The organism is Campylobacter troglodytis (assembly GCF_006864425.1).
GTDB lineage: Bacteria > Campylobacterota > Campylobacteria > Campylobacterales > Campylobacteraceae > Campylobacter_D > Campylobacter_D troglodytis.
Genome location: NZ_QHLI01000030.1, coordinates 19,642 through 33,814 on the forward strand (window position 1 = coordinate 19,642; position 14,173 = coordinate 33,814).

Consider the following 14,173-nt stretch of genomic DNA (forward strand, 5'->3'; position numbering starts at 1 on the left):
ATAAAGGCTAGGGGTTTAAAAATTTGAAAAATATCCTAAGATAAATTCAAGTGCTATTCTTTGTTTTTATGAGCATAAGCAAATCATTTCAAAAAGCAAGGCAGATTTTCTAACTTCTTTCAAATTTACAAAAAAGCATTTTTAGCTTACAAACTATGTTTTTTAAAGCCTATATAAAAGTTTCAAAGCCAACAAAAAATTCAAAAGTAGCTTTTATAAGCTTAAATTTAAACTTATAAAAAATTTGTAAAATACTATAAAGATAAATTTATCTATGCCGATTTAGCTTAGGAATAATACTTCACAAAGGAGCAAGGATGCAAGTAAATTCAACAGTTGCTAGCGTGGCAACAGGACAGTTTAAGGCTTATAGCCAACAAAAAAAAGAAGCTGAAAAAAGCACTCAAAGCGCCAACACTCAAAGTGCCCAGCTTTCAAGTCTAAGTAAAGATACCATAGACCAGCTCAAAGCCCTAGGTGGCAAGGGTATGTCAAATCTTTACATAGCACAGTACCAACAACAAGCCCTCAACATGAGCCTTTCAAGCTTTGGCTCTCAAGGTGGGATCTTGGATCTACTTGGTGCAAATAGCAAGGCAAGTGGTATCTTAGCCCAGCTAAATTTAAGCTCTATAGGCTATACAGGAAAAAATATTCTGTCTATGAATAAGGATGAGCTAAATCAGCTAATAAGCGAGGATGGCTTTTTTGGTATGGAAAATACAGCAAATAGAATAGCTGATTTTGTCATAAGTGGGGCTGGAAATGATGCTATCAAGCTTCAAAAGGGCTTTGAGGGTATGAAAAGAGGCTTTGAACAAGCTGAGAAGATTTGGGGCTCTAAGCTTCCTCAACTTAGTCAAGATACCATAAATAAAGCCATTGAAAAGGTTAGCAATAGGATCAAAGAACTTGGTGCAAATGCCGTAAACATCAATGCTTAATCTATGCTAAATTCAGATCTTTGATCTGAATTTAGCCCTGCTTTATCTTCTGAAATTCTTTTTTTTAAAATCTTAAAAATTCAAGGTTTTTTGGCTCGATATGCTTTAATAAAATTTGGGCTTATCAATTTTGATAAATTTGGATGGCTCAATTAAACTTAAATAGGATTTTGGCTTATTAATTTTTGGCTCAATTTAACTTAAGCGGATTTTCTCTTATCATTTTGAGTAAAATTTTATACAAATCTTTACCTTGAATTTTCGTCTTAATTCTATTTCTTTTAAATGAAGGATAAAATTTTCTTTTTTATACAACGAAATTTAGCAAGTATAAACTTAGCAAAGCCCTAGAATTCTTAATTGTATGTATGTGATTTTACTATTTGCAAAGAAATTTGACTAAACGAGCTTTCACAAATTTTTACTACTTAGTTACAAGAGTACGAAGTAAAAACACATACATTTTGCGATCAGCCACATATCCACTTATTTTAAGTTTAATTGAGTCATTGAATTTTATCTATCTTCTTTTATACCAAGTTATATCAAAACGAAGCTTCTTTGGTAGAACGAAGTGGCTTTTGCAAATGAAGTTGCTTTATAAAACGAAGTTTCTCCCACAAATGAAGCTGTTTAAAGAAAACGAAGTGTCTCGCACAAAACATAGCTTTTCTTGCAAACAAAGTTTTTCCTACAAAGCCTAGCTTTTCTTGCAAACGATCTTTCTCTTACAAAGCCTCACTTATTCATTCAAACCTAGCTTTTTAGACAAAGATCTTTTTATTGTAGCTACGGTTTGTAGCCACTTTTTACAAAGGATAAGCTTGTCATAAGCTAAACACTTTTATAAAAAGTTCTTTGCAAAAGTATTGAATTTAAAATTTAGCAAGTTACTAAGTGCCTATTATGCCCCCATCAAGCTTTTTGATCTGCATTATGGTGCTTCTTGGGGTTTTGCCATATGGAAAATGAGATTTTGCCCCATCTTCTCCTGGGTGTTGAATTCCTACAAACATTATCTTGCTATCCTTTGAAAAGGCAAGCCCTGTTACCTCACAGGCTATGGGTCCGCTTAAAAATCTTCTAATTTCTCCTGTTTTAGCATTTGCACAAAGCATTTGATTATTCCCCATTTTTTCATAATCACCCCTATTTGAATACTTCCCATCGCTTTGTATCCAAAGTCTGCCAAAGCTATCAAATTTAAGCCCATCAGGTGAGTTAAACATATTATCCTCGTTTATGTTTGAGCTTCCACTTCTTGGATCATTTGAAGGATACACCCTTGGATTTCCCATCAATGCAAAGATGCTCCATTTAAAATCCTTTTGTGTATGATCCTTATTAAGAGGGCTAAAACTAAGAATTTGTCCGTAGATATTATTTTTCCTAGGATTAGCAGGGGCGATTTGCTCTCTTTTTGTGTTGTTTGTAAGGGTAGCATAGACAAATTCACCCTTTAAATCAGCTGCTATCCACTCAGGCCTATCCATAGGTGTTGCTCCTACAAAGCTAGCTGCAAGGCGGACATTTATGAGGATTTCAGCCTGGCTGTTAAAGCCATTTGCCTTGTTAAGTCCGTTTTTGCCATAGCTAAGCTCGATCCACTCACCCACGCCCTCAAGCAAATCCCCATCTATCCTTGCTACATACAAGGTGCCACTATCTAGGAGATCCTTATTTGCTGCCTTGTTTTTGGGATTAAATTTATTCTTGCTTACAAATTTATACAAGAACTCATTTTGCTCATCATCTCCCATATACACAACAACTCGTCCGTCTTTATTTACCACCACCTCGGCATTTTCGTGCTTAAATCTACCAAGTGCCGTTCTTTTCACAGGAGTTGACTTAGGATCAAAGGGATCAATCTCAACAACCCAGCCAAAGCGGTTTGGCTCGTTTAAATTTTGTGCTAGATCAAATCTTTCATCAAGCTCCCATTTGTAAAGGCTTTTTTCTTTAAGCCCATATCTTTTAAAGGAAGGTGAAAAGCCTTGATCCTTCTTGCTTGTGCCAAAAAAGTCATTGAAATTCTCCTCACAGGTTAAGTAGGTCCCCCACGGAGTTTGACCGTTTGCACAGTTATTAATGGTCCCAAGGACAAGCTCTCCTTTTGGATCAGATTTTGTCTTCATTAAACTGTGAGATTTTGCTGGACCTTGAATTTTAATAGGGGTTTTGGCTGTGATTCTTCTATTATAAGGTGAGTCTAAAACTACCTTAAAAAAGCCATCTTCTTTTTGACTTATTTCAAAGATGCTGACCCCAACTGAGTTTTGCATATACAAAACATCATTTAGGGTTGTTTTTTCTCCTCTGTGATTAAACATTATCTCAGGGTTAATGTATTCATTATTTACAACCAAGAGTGCATTGCCGTTATCAAGATTAAATAAAGACATTCCGTCTGTATTGTCTCCAAAAACCAAATTTGCATTTTCTATGTATTTTTCATTTATCCTCTTCTTTTCATCAAAGGCAAGTGCCTTGCTAAAAAGCTTATCTCCCCAAGAGATCAAAGGCTTTGCCTCATATCCTGGTGGGACTATGACCTCATCTTTAAGATTAAGAGGAATTTGCTTAAAGCTTATTAGATTTTGATTTTGTGCTAAAAGAGCTGAGGGGGCAAAAAAGCTTGCATAGCTTGTAGCTACTAGGGAGGCTTTTAAAAACTGACGTCTTTGCATATCTTTTCCTTTGTGTTTAAATTGTCAAAACGACAAAGAAAGTATGCAAAAACTTAGAAACATTAAAGAAACAAGCCTAATGCCTTATATCGAAGGTAAAAAATTCACTCTTAAATTCATCTATCATTTGACCATATTGATAAAGTGCTGGCTCGTAGTTTTCCACCTCGTGATAAAGCATTGCTAGGGCTAGGGTGGCTTCTTGATTTGTGTTATCTTCAAGCTTGGCAAGCTCTAAGAGGGCTATGGCTGCGTTTGGATTGTTTGAGCCTATGGCAGAAACAGCGGCTAAAAAGTAGGTATTTGAATCCTTTGCCTTATAATCATTAATCAAAACATCATAAAGCCCATAAGCTTCCTCATAAAGTCCAGCATAAATATCCATATGAGCTAGTATAGAGCTTAATCCAAGCTCGTTTTCATTGCTTAAGGCAAGAGACTGTTTGATTCTATCTCTTTCTTGATTTAAAAGCCCTGTTATACGCATTAAATTCATATAACTTTGACGAACTATATAGGCACTACTTGCTAGGTTTTCATAATCGATCTTTGAGTTTTGAAAATAAAGTTGGGCATTTTGTGAATACTCCTTTATGTTTAGGTTTGAATTCTTTGAGTTGAAAAACAAAATATCAGCTAAAAGATTATCCTTTGCAACTGTTTTTAACTCAGCTATTAAGGCATCGTTTTGATTATGTAAGCCGTTGTTTTTTGCTATGATGATTTTAAGCATTAAATGAAGTGGGCTTTCTTTGGTGTCATTATCCAAAAAGGGTATCATAGCCGTGTGTTCATCATTAGCAAAGGAGATGATGGTAGGAAAGATGGGCTTGTTAAAATTTGCATCGGCTTCTATGTTTTCATTTATTTCTTGGATTAATTTGACATTATCCTTATCTATCAAAGAAGCACTTAAAACCGCAAAGGCACCAGCTGCGTAATTCTTGGGATCTAGGTGATATGAGCTTGAAAAATGCCTATTTGCAAGCTCATATTGTTGAAGCTGGGCATAGCTTAGAGCAAGATTAAAATGCAAAACGCTGTGTTCTTTAAAGCTATCAACTAGGGCTTTGAATTCATTGTTTGCTAGTTCAAGTTTGTCATTTATGGCGTGTGCTATGATCCTTGCTAGCTTTACATTCACAGAAGAAAGGGTGGAACTAGCGTTTAAAAGGCTGTCATTGCTTCCTTGTTCTTGTATGTAATTATCCACACTTGCCTTGTTTATGTAGTTTGCAGCCTGTTTTACATCAAAGACCTGATAGGGTGCATAGTAAAAAAGCAGATCAGCTTGCACCTTCTTAGTTGGCATAAAATCCTTGTTAAATCTTGCTTGGGCTATGTTAATATCAGAAAGCTCTCTTTTTAATCTTACCTTAATTTTATAAGTATCAAGGGTGCTTTTTTCATCCCCTGAAAAATAAGCACTAACCCTATGCGTCATATCACTGAATTTACCTGTTTTTAGATCTATTAAATTCAGGGCTGCTATGCTTTGATTTTTTTCCTTATCAATCTTCATTGATCTTTCAAGCATAGTTGTAGCCTTGTCATAATCTCCAATCCTAGCATACAAAAGCCCCATAGGAAGACTTGCTTCGTAGGATTCTTGTGTTTGTAAATTCTCTAAGGCTCTTGTGTTAAGCCCCATTTTTGCATAAATTTTTGCTCCTAAATACTTGGCACTGTCTGAGTAAATTTCATTATTTGTTTGTTGAAACATCTGCAAGGCCTCAGGATAAAAGCCCTTGTAGTAGTTAATTAAACTAAGATAATAATTAAACAGCTTTGAGCCTCCCTCATTTGGCAAATGCACATAGGCAAGGTCTAAGTAATAATTAAACTTAGCAAGATCATTAAGATGCAAGGCACAAACAGCAGCGTTTATGGCTGCAACTGTTTGATTTTCATTGCTATTTAAGGCTTTTTTGAAGCTTTCAAGTGCCTTGGCGTAATTTTGCTGATTCATCTCAGCTACTCCAAGATTATAATTTGACAAGGCCTCACTATACAAAGAGATCTGCTCGTAAATTTTCAAGGCCTCCTCTCTTTCTCCTCTTAGATAAAGCCCATTTGCCTTTTGTATCATCCCGTCTATCTTTTCCATATCAAATCTTAAAGATTCCTTATCCACATAGACCTCAGCTACTTGAATTTCGCTTGGAATAATCACATTTTTTGGCTCTGATTTTGAGGAGCCAAGAAAGATCAAGATTACAAGCAAGATAAAAACAAGCCCAAGCAAGACGGCTAGGATCAATATAAACCTTGAGTCCTTATACCAAATGATCTGCTCTTTTGGATTTTGTTCTTCTTCTGTGTCCTTTTCTAAAACGACCTCTTCTGCCATCTTTTGCCCCTTTGGCTTTTTTTAAAAGTGTTGATTTATCACACAAATTTTTTAAAGCTCTAAGCTTGTAAATGCTGTGAATTTTTATTAAATTTTTGAATTTTACAAAAGATCCGTGAATTTTAAGAAAAATTCACAAAAATTAAGCAAATTTTTAATTCTTAAAAGGATAAAACCGTTAAGCTTTTTTGTAAAAATAATGTCATTTGTTGTGCTAAGAAGTATCTAAACAAAGAGCTTTTAGCTTAAATTTAGAAAGGGTGTGAATTTGAACCTTGCATTTTAAGCTTCTTTTGAGAAGTTAAAAGATTTTGAAGGATCTTTTGTGGCAATCAGTTCGTGCCATCAAAATAATCTTTTGTTAATGAATGCCATCCTTGTGAATTTAAGCTCTTAATCTTGCAAGATTTAATTTTGGCTCTTTTTCAAAAAAGTATTGATTTTAGACAAAATGCCATATTTGTCATTCTGAGCGTAGCGAAGAATCCACGAATTTATGGAGAAATGCCTTAAATTTATGGATTCTTCGCCTACTTCGTAGGCTCGCCAATGACAAATCAACACTTTTTTGAAAAAGAGCCTTAATTTTATTAAATTCAATGCACTTAAATCTAGCTTAAAATGATCAAGCTTTAAGCTTAAAAATAAATCAAAACCCGCTTAATTTTTCCAAAAAAAGCTTAACTCTGTTGTGTTTGGGATTATTAAAAAACTCACTTGCCTCATTTTCCTCTATGATCTGCCCCTGATCCATAAAGATAATCCTATTTGCCACAGCCCTTGCGAAGTTAAGCTCGTGTGTAACAAGAAGCATAGTTTTTCCTTGTATGTTTTTAATCACCTCTAAAACCTCGCCCACAAGCTCAGGATCAAGGGCTGAGGTAGGCTCATCAAAGAGCATTATGCTAGGATTTAAAGCCAAAGCCCTTGCTATACCCACCCTTTGAGCCTGACCCCCGCTTAGCTCAAAGGCATAGCTACTAGCTTTATCCTTAAGTCCTACCCTGCTTAAATGTTCAAAAGCTAGCTCAAAAGCCTCATTTTTAGACATCTTTTTGACAACGATTAAGGCTTCGGCTATGTTTTCAAGGGCATTTTTGTTGATGAAAAGATTATAATGCTGAAAAACCATAGCTGATTTTTGCCTGAGTTTTAAGGCTTCTTTGTGGCTAAACTTCGCATAATCAAGCTTAAGCTCATCAATGATAATTTGCCCACTTTGTGGAATTTCAAGCAAATTGATACTCCTTAAAAGTGTGCTTTTTCCAGCCCCACTTGGTCCTATGATGGCTATTATTTCATTATCATTGGCATTGAAAGATATATCTTTTAAGATGAGCTTTTTATCAAAACTTTTGTTTAAATTTGAAAGTTTAAGCATAGGCTTTCCTAAATTTTTTAAGCCTTGATTCAAGTTTGAAAAACACAGTTTCTAAAATCACACACAAAGCCCAATACATAAGCGCAGCCATCAAATACACCTCCAAAAATTTAGAGCTTCTTCCTGATTCTATATCAGCAAGTCCCATTAACTCAGGCACTGTGATGATAGAAGCAAGAGAGGTGTTTTTCACAAGCATTATGAAAAAATTCAACAAATTTGGCAAGGTTATCATAAAGGCTTGTGGCAAGATTATGCGTCTTAGAGCCTGAGCGTGTGTCATACCCACAGACAAGGCAGCTTCTTTTTGCCCCTTATCCACAGCCAGAAGGGCTGAGCGCATTATCTCGGCTAAATAAGCGCTTGAATTTAAGGAAAAAATAAGCAAGGCATAATAAAGAGCGTCAATCAAAGAAAAATCAAGCTCAAAGCCAAGGGATCTAAAAAAGATAGGAAGCCCATAATAAAACATAAAAAGCTGCACCAAAAGAGGCGTGCCTCTAAAAAAGGAGATATAAATCAAAGCCACAGGATAAAGTAGGGGTAGCTTATAAAGCTTGATAAAGGCTAAAATGAGACCTAGCACAAGCCCTGCAAAAAAGGCAAAGATGGCTATGAATAAGGTCATTGGAAGGGCTGGGGCTAGCCTCGTGGCTGTGTCTAAAAAATACGTAAAATCAAACACTAAAAACCTCTTTCATAACTTGAATTTTCATAAAGATCTCTCATAAAGAACATTTTACTATTTTTAAAAAGCTTTTTTTACAAATGCTGATTTTAACATAGGTGAATTTTAATCATTTTGAAAAAAATAATTCTTGCAAATATAGCAAAAAACAAGGAACTATTTTTAAAAAGCCTTGTTGTGTCAAAGAAACTTTGTTTTACCGTATAAGCTAAGCCTTATATAAGAAATTTGCTTTTATTAAAAAAGCTATGCTTTAACGAAAGAAACTTCCTTTTGCTGATAAAACTAAGCCTTACAGAAAAACTTTGTTTTACAAAATAAGTTTTATACAAAAATCTTTGTTTTTAGATACCTAGCACACCCCAAAGATAGATAAAATTTATTTTGAATTTCCTTGCTTAACACGACAAAAAATAACAGTTTTTAAGCAAGGCTTATGTTTGGCCTTGAATTTAAAATATTTAACTCTCTTTTTGCTTTAAATTCAAGGCTAAAAGTCTTTAATTTTAAAGGCTTTTTTACAAGTATTATTTTGATAAAACAGTTTAAAAAGATCAAGCCTTTTTACTAAAAAGCTTAAATTTAAAGGCTTCAAAACAAGATTGATTTTATACAAAATGTCATATTTGTCATTGCGAGTGAAGTATCTTAATAAGATGCTCAAAACAGCACTCTTTGTCATATTTAGAGACTGTGTAGCACGAGTTAAGTATGATAAAATCAAAAAGAGATTTTTCGCAATGCTTAAAATGACAAAATTCTTCTCATACTGAGAGTGTGCCAAGAATTTACGAATTTATAGAAAATGCCTTGAATTTATAAATTCTTCGCTTATAATTACAAATCAACACCAATATAGCACGAGTTGTTATGGTCGGCGTTTGAATTTATGGCTGATATGAATATTTAAAAAAAGAGCCATTTTAAAAGCATTTACACTCAAAGCCATCCATAAAGCTTAAAGTTTTTTGCTGTGAATTTAATCTAGCTTTAAGATTAAGCTTGTCAAATTCTTAAAAAAAGCTCATTTGATATTGTCAAATTCTTAAAAAATTCAAAGCTCATTTTCGCCCTTAATCTTGTCAAATTCTTTTTGCACAATCTTAGCATAAGCATCCCCAAAATAGCTTCTTACAAGCTCTATCACCTTGCCATCTTTTATAGCCTTGTAAAGTGCCTTATCAAATTCATGGGCTAATTTTTGTGAATCCTTTCTAAACACAAAAAATACAGGGGTTTCTTGCAAATTTACACTTGTAATTTTAAGATTTAGCCCTTGTGCCTTGCCATAATCAAGTGCAGCAACAGGATCATTTATCATAGCCTCTATTCTGCCATTTGCAAGATCAGCTACCAAGGAAGGAGAGCTTTTATAATATACAATTTCTATTTTTAAATTAGGGTGCTTTTTTAGATAGCCTTCAAGATTGTTTGCGTGATTTGATCCAACTGTTACTCCTATCTTTTTAAGTCCTTCAAAGGAACTTGCCTTTGAGTTTTCTCCTACTATCAAGGTGCTTAGTCCGTAAAAATATGGATATTTTGAAAAGATGTATTTTTGTAATCTTTGCTCATTTTTTGTGATCTGATTTGCTATGAGATCAAATCTAGCACTTTCTAGCCCTTGAAATATGGCATTCCAGCTTACAGATACAAAGTTGGCACTAGCATTTGGTATGTAGCCTATGACAAGCCTTGCAAGATCATTATCAAAGCCAGTAGCCTTGCCTTTGTCATTCAAATAAGCAAAGGGCTTGTAGGCATTTTCACTGCCTATTTTAATCTCGCTTGAATTAAGGCACAAAATCAAAAAGCAAAGCGCAAATAACAACCTTTTCATAAATCCTCCTCTAAATTAGTGTAATCCACATCAAAATACTTCAAAGAAAGCTCTTTAAGCCTTCCGTCCTTTCTAGCCCTTTCAAGTGCCTTTGAAATTTTATCTTTTAAAGACACATTGTTTTTAGCAAAGACAAAATAGATAGAGGTTTTTTGCAAAGTTAAATTTGTAATTTTAATCTTAACTCCTTGAGAGTTTGCGTAATCAAGAGCAACTATGGGGTTATCAAGCAAGGCGTCAATTTGCTTGTTTGCAAGGGCTAGAAGCTGGGTGCCGTAGTTTTTAAAATAAACTATTTTTATATTTAAGTTTGGATTTTTACTCACAAAGTCCTCAATGCGTAGGGCTTGATTAGACCCTATCACAGCACCTATTTTTTTATCTTTCATATCATCAAAGCTAGTAATTTGTGAATTCTCAGCCACTATGAAATTCAAGAGAACATTAAAATAAGGAGTATCGCTAAAAATATATTTTGCTTCTCTTTCTTTTGTTTTGGCTATTTGATGGGCTAACATAGTAAATTTGCCCCCATCAAGCCCCACAAACAAGGCAGTAAAAGGCAGTGGGTGAAAGTTAAACTCTAAGCTTTTATCATAGCTTGCAAGAAGCCTTAAAAGCTCTATGTCAAAGCCAGCAGCCTCGCCTTTTTCATTTACATAAGCAAAGGGCTTGTAGGAATTTCCTGTGCCTACATTAATTAGCTCAGCCCTTAAAAGACAAAAACAAGCAAGCAAGATATAAAAAAATTTTTTCATTTAGTATCCTTTCAATGAATGATTATACCTTGCTTTGCTTAATGAAAGAAAAATTTACTTGTTTCTTATAGTAACAGTGATAAAAATTATTTAGTTATTTATTTGACATTTAATTATAATTAAATATACAAGGAGTAAGATAATCATACAAATCAACAATAAGGAGGACGATATGTCTAAGACAGTATCTTTGGAAAGCAAGGATTTTAAGGTAGTTGCTTCTGAGTATTCACCTAAATTACTAGAGGTTGTATTTACAAAAGAAGTAATTGATAATTTTTTAAAGCAAATGCAAGCTTATCCAGTGCAAGCACTAGAATATAAGTCATTTTTGCGTTTTCGTGCAGCTGAAATTCTAAACAAGCTTTGTGATAATAAATTACAAGCTGTTTTGCAAAAAACCCTAACAGACCGTAATCAAGGTGCCTTGCTGATTACACCTGAGGGCATAAATGATGTATCTCAAGGCGATGATATGGTGAAAATTGCCACAGCCTTTGTTCATCTAATAGGCAGATCAAATTTCGATGATATGACAGGCAAATTTTATGCTAGATGGGCTGTTGTTAATACTGATAATTCAGACAGCTATCTTCGCCAACCACAAAAGCCACTAGAACTTCACACAGATGGCACTTATGTCAATCAAGTAACAGACTATGTGCTTATGTATAAGATAGATGAGCAAAATATGAAGGGTGGGGATTCTCAACTTCTACATCTTGATGATTGGGAGGATTTGAATAAATTCTTTAATCACCATCTTGCAAAAAGGGTTATGAAATGGCAGGCCCCACCAAGCAAGAATGTCAAAGAAGATGCCTATCATCCTATCTTTGAAACAGACAATGAGGGACGTCCTGTAATATCTTACATAGATCAGTTCGTTCAACCAAAGGACTTTGAAGAGGGAACTTGGCTAGCAGATCTAGGTGATTCCTTAGAAAATAGCAAAAACAAGCTTTCTTTCCCTGTGAATGTAGGACAGTTTTTGTTAATCAACAATCTCTTCTGGCTACACGGCAGAGACAAATTCCAACCTCACGAGAAGTTGCGTAGAGAGCTTATGAGACAAAGAGGATACTTCTCATTTTCTAGCAACCCCTTCGCGCCTTATCATCATCTAGGCAAATCCAAATAAAAAAGCTTCTAGCCCTTTGGCTAGAAGTTCTACTTAAGGACCTAACTTGATCTATGATTTTATAATAATCGGAGGTGGAATTCTTGGCACCTCAGTAGCAATGCAGCTTATCAAAAAATACCCCCAAAGCAAAATAGCCCTACTCGAAAAAGAAAGCGAGTTAGCAAGACATCAAACAGGACACAATAGCGGAGTAATTCACGCAGGAGTTTATTATACTCCTGGTAGCTTAAAGGCTAGGTTTTGCTTTGAGGGTAACAAGGCTACGAAGGAATTTTGCGATGAAAACAGCATCAAATATGAAAACTGCGGCAAACTCCTAGTAGCAACCACTCCTTTGGAGATGCAAAGAATGCAAGATCTATGGGAGAGGACAAAGGAAAATGGGCTTGAAAGAACCTGGCTTGATAGCTTGCAGTTAAAGGAAAAAGAGCCTAAGATCATAGGGCTTGGAGGCATCTTCTTTCCCTCTACTGCCATTGTTAGCTATACTGAGATAACAAAAGCTATGGCAAGGCATTTTGAAGAGGATGGGGGCAAGATCTTTTATGACACAGAGGTAAAGGCTTTGACCGAGCATTCAGGCGGTATGGTGGTAAAAAGCTCAAAGGGCAAATTTGAGGCTCGTTATTTAATCACTTGCTCAGGGCTAATGTCAGATAGGCTTGTTCGTATGCTTGATATAGAGCCAAATTTTATCATTTGTCCATTTAGGGGTGAGTATTATCAACTAGCCTCACAGCACAATAATATAGTAAATCACCTAATTTACCCCATCCCAGATCCCACAGTGCCATTTTTAGGAGTTCATCTTACAAGGATGATTGACGGATCTGTTACTGTTGGTCCAAATGCAGTTTTAGCCTATAAAAGAGAGGGCTATAAAAAAAGCGATTTTTGCCTTAAAGATATGAAAGAGATGCTACTTCACAAAGGGGTTCGCAAGGTGCTTCAAAGGCATTTTAAAACAGGACTAATAGAGCTAAAAAACTCCCTATGCAAGGATGGATACTTAAAGCTAGTGCAAAAATACTGCCCCTTGCTTAAAAAAGAGGATTTAAAGCCATATCCAGCAGGGGTTAGAGCCCAGGCTGTGAGTAATCAAGGTGAGCTTATAGAGGATTTCTTGTTTGTAAATACTATGAATTCAGTAAATGTTTGCAATGCCCCAAGCCCAGCTGCCACCTCAGCCTTGCCAATAGGAAGGCATATCTTAGAAGAGGTTGAAAAGATGGTAAAGGCTTAGAGCTTTGCCTTATGAGCTTTAAGCCCGTCTTAAATTTAGGCTTTTTTAAAAAAGTGTTGATTTGTATTGATGAGTTTGCGAAATAAGAATTTATAGGCACAAGGCATTTTGTCATAAAGATTGTGGCTTCTTCGCAATGTTTAGAATGCTGAGCAAATTACTCGTCTAAAATCAACACTTTTAAAAAAGCTAATTTACAAATTTAAAAAATCTCATTTAAATTCAAAGCATTTGTTAGATCTTTAAAAATCACCTTTTAAAATTTAACTGTAAGTCTTAGCCTTTAAAATTCACACAAAATTATGTTTGATCTTACTTGCAAATTTTTAAATTCAAGGTTTATCCTAAGCTTAAATTGTTGTAAAAGTTTAGCTTAATTTTTGAAAGACACACAAAGACTGTGTTGAATTTAAACTTAGAGCTTAATAATTTAAGTACAAGACAACTTAAATTCTAAGAAAGTAGTTTCAAGTGATGATTTTAGCGATGAAAATAAGCATATGCTTGTGAATTTAACCAAATATAATTTAGGGCAATTTTGAGGCATTTTTTACTTCGTGCTATATACTCACAACTTTGCAAGAAGCCCTTGATTTATAGTTGAAAAAAATCGCTAAAATTTGCAAAATAACTCGTGTTTGCGTTAATAGAATAGTGCGAGAAATTCGCATTTTAACCCTTAAAGAATGCGAGAAGGTCTTTAAAAGGTTAAATCAAAGAAGGTGAGAGTTATTGTTTGTTTCTTGCACTTGCAACCTTGTAGCCAAAAGGCACAAGGCTTGTGCGTGGTAAGCGTGGGCTTGGCAATAAGTGGGGCTGGCAAGAAAAGATTTATTTTTTTAGGCTCAAGACAACTTAAGCTCTAAGAAAGGAGCTTCAAGTTATGATTACAGCGATGAAAAACAAGTATATAATTCGTTTCAAAATTTCAGATGCTAAATTTAAAGAAATTGTAAAGTATTTTTTGCTTCGCCTTGCGGCTTGCAACTTTGCAAGAAGCCTTGATATTGAAGCAGTAAAAATTGCAAAATTAAGTAACAATTCTTGCCAAAGTATCAATAAAATCATCAAAAATATTAGAGTATTAATTGCAATAGAATGTGAAAATATTTCAAAAAGGTGAAATAGAAATTGA

Annotated in this window: 10 protein-coding genes and 1 pseudogene; 4 read left to right on the forward strand and 7 right to left on the reverse strand. The window is 34.8% G+C overall.

Going from position 1 to position 14,173, the window contains the following annotated elements; genetic code table 11:
• Window positions 1-317 precede the first annotated feature (317 nt).
• Window positions 318-944, forward strand: a complete 627-nt coding sequence (locus DMC01_RS07360; protein WP_142693608.1) for a hypothetical protein — start codon at window positions 318-320, stop codon at window positions 942-944.
• Between the two features lie 545 nt (window positions 945-1,489).
• Here the strand turns inward: DMC01_RS07360 and DMC01_RS13470 are convergent.
• From DMC01_RS13470 to DMC01_RS07390, 7 genes are all read right to left on the reverse strand, one after another.
• Entirely contained in the window at window positions 1,490-1,660 is a 171-nt protein-coding gene (locus DMC01_RS13470) for a hypothetical protein (protein ID WP_185908812.1), read from the reverse strand.
• Between the two features lie 177 nt (window positions 1,661-1,837).
• Window positions 1,838-3,634, reverse strand: coding sequence for a PhoX family protein (locus tag DMC01_RS07365; protein ID WP_142693609.1), 1,797 nt, complete (start codon window positions 3,632-3,634; stop codon window positions 1,838-1,840).
• A gap of 76 nt (window positions 3,635-3,710) precedes the next feature.
• Window positions 3,711-5,984, reverse strand: coding sequence for a tetratricopeptide repeat protein (locus tag DMC01_RS07370; protein WP_142693610.1), 2,274 nt, complete (start codon window positions 5,982-5,984; stop codon window positions 3,711-3,713).
• Window positions 5,985-6,633: 649 nt separating this feature from the next.
• Complete coding sequence (locus tag DMC01_RS07375; RefSeq protein WP_142693611.1) at window positions 6,634-7,365, reverse strand: amino acid ABC transporter ATP-binding protein; 732 nt, start codon at window positions 7,363-7,365, stop codon at window positions 6,634-6,636.
• Window positions 7,358-8,050 carry an amino acid ABC transporter permease gene (locus tag DMC01_RS07380; protein WP_246059102.1) on the reverse strand — a complete coding sequence of 231 codons (693 nt, stop codon included), beginning with the start codon at window positions 8,048-8,050 and terminating at the stop codon, window positions 7,358-7,360. The genes DMC01_RS07375 and DMC01_RS07380 overlap by 8 nt, the downstream gene beginning before the upstream one ends.
• 1,057 nt (window positions 8,051-9,107) lie before the next feature.
• On the reverse strand, window positions 9,108-9,893 hold the full coding sequence (locus tag DMC01_RS07385; protein WP_142693612.1) for a transporter substrate-binding domain-containing protein: 786 nt from the start codon (window positions 9,891-9,893) through the stop codon (window positions 9,108-9,110).
• Window positions 9,890-10,651: a substrate-binding periplasmic protein gene (locus DMC01_RS07390; RefSeq protein WP_142693613.1), complete on the reverse strand. Its 762-nt coding sequence runs from the start codon at window positions 10,649-10,651 to the stop codon at window positions 9,890-9,892. The genes DMC01_RS07385 and DMC01_RS07390 overlap by 4 nt, the downstream gene beginning before the upstream one ends.
• A 172-nt stretch (window positions 10,652-10,823) precedes the next feature.
• Between DMC01_RS07390 and glaH the strand changes: the two genes are divergently transcribed.
• The 3 genes and pseudogenes from glaH to DMC01_RS15110 all read left to right on the forward strand — a co-directional run.
• Complete coding sequence (gene glaH / locus DMC01_RS07395; protein WP_142693614.1) at window positions 10,824-11,792, forward strand: glutarate dioxygenase GlaH; 969 nt, start codon at window positions 10,824-10,826, stop codon at window positions 11,790-11,792.
• Window positions 11,793-11,838: 46 nt separating this feature from the next.
• Window positions 11,839-13,038 carry an L-2-hydroxyglutarate oxidase gene (lhgO, locus tag DMC01_RS07400; RefSeq protein ID WP_246059103.1) on the forward strand — a complete coding sequence of 400 codons (1,200 nt, stop codon included), beginning with the start codon at window positions 11,839-11,841 and terminating at the stop codon, window positions 13,036-13,038.
• Window positions 13,039-13,921: 883 nt separating this feature from the next.
• Window positions 13,922-14,155 (forward strand): annotated as a pseudogene (locus tag DMC01_RS15110) (hypothetical protein); the annotation flags it as partial.
• Window positions 14,156-14,173: the final 18 nt, after the last annotated feature.

Bases quoted from the DNA above. Each gene is read 5' to 3' on its own strand.
- DMC01_RS07360 (WP_142693608.1), top strand. From the start codon at position 318: ATGCAAGTAAATTCAACAGTTGCTAGCGTGGCAACAGGACAGTTTAAG.
- DMC01_RS07365 (WP_142693609.1), bottom strand. From the start codon at position 3,634: ATGCAAAGACGTCAGTTTTTAAAAGCCTCCCTAGTAGCTACAAGCTAT.
- DMC01_RS07370 (WP_142693610.1), bottom strand. From the start codon at position 5,984: ATGGCAGAAGAGGTCGTTTTAGAAAAGGACACAGAAGAAGAACAAAAT.
- DMC01_RS07375 (WP_142693611.1), bottom strand. From the start codon at position 7,365: ATGCTTAAACTTTCAAATTTAAACAAAAGTTTTGATAAAAAGCTCATC.
- DMC01_RS07385 (WP_142693612.1), bottom strand. From the start codon at position 9,893: ATGAAAAGGTTGTTATTTGCGCTTTGCTTTTTGATTTTGTGCCTTAAT.
- DMC01_RS07390 (WP_142693613.1), bottom strand. From the start codon at position 10,651: ATGAAAAAATTTTTTTATATCTTGCTTGCTTGTTTTTGTCTTTTAAGG.
- glaH (WP_142693614.1), top strand. From the start codon at position 10,824: ATGTCTAAGACAGTATCTTTGGAAAGCAAGGATTTTAAGGTAGTTGCT.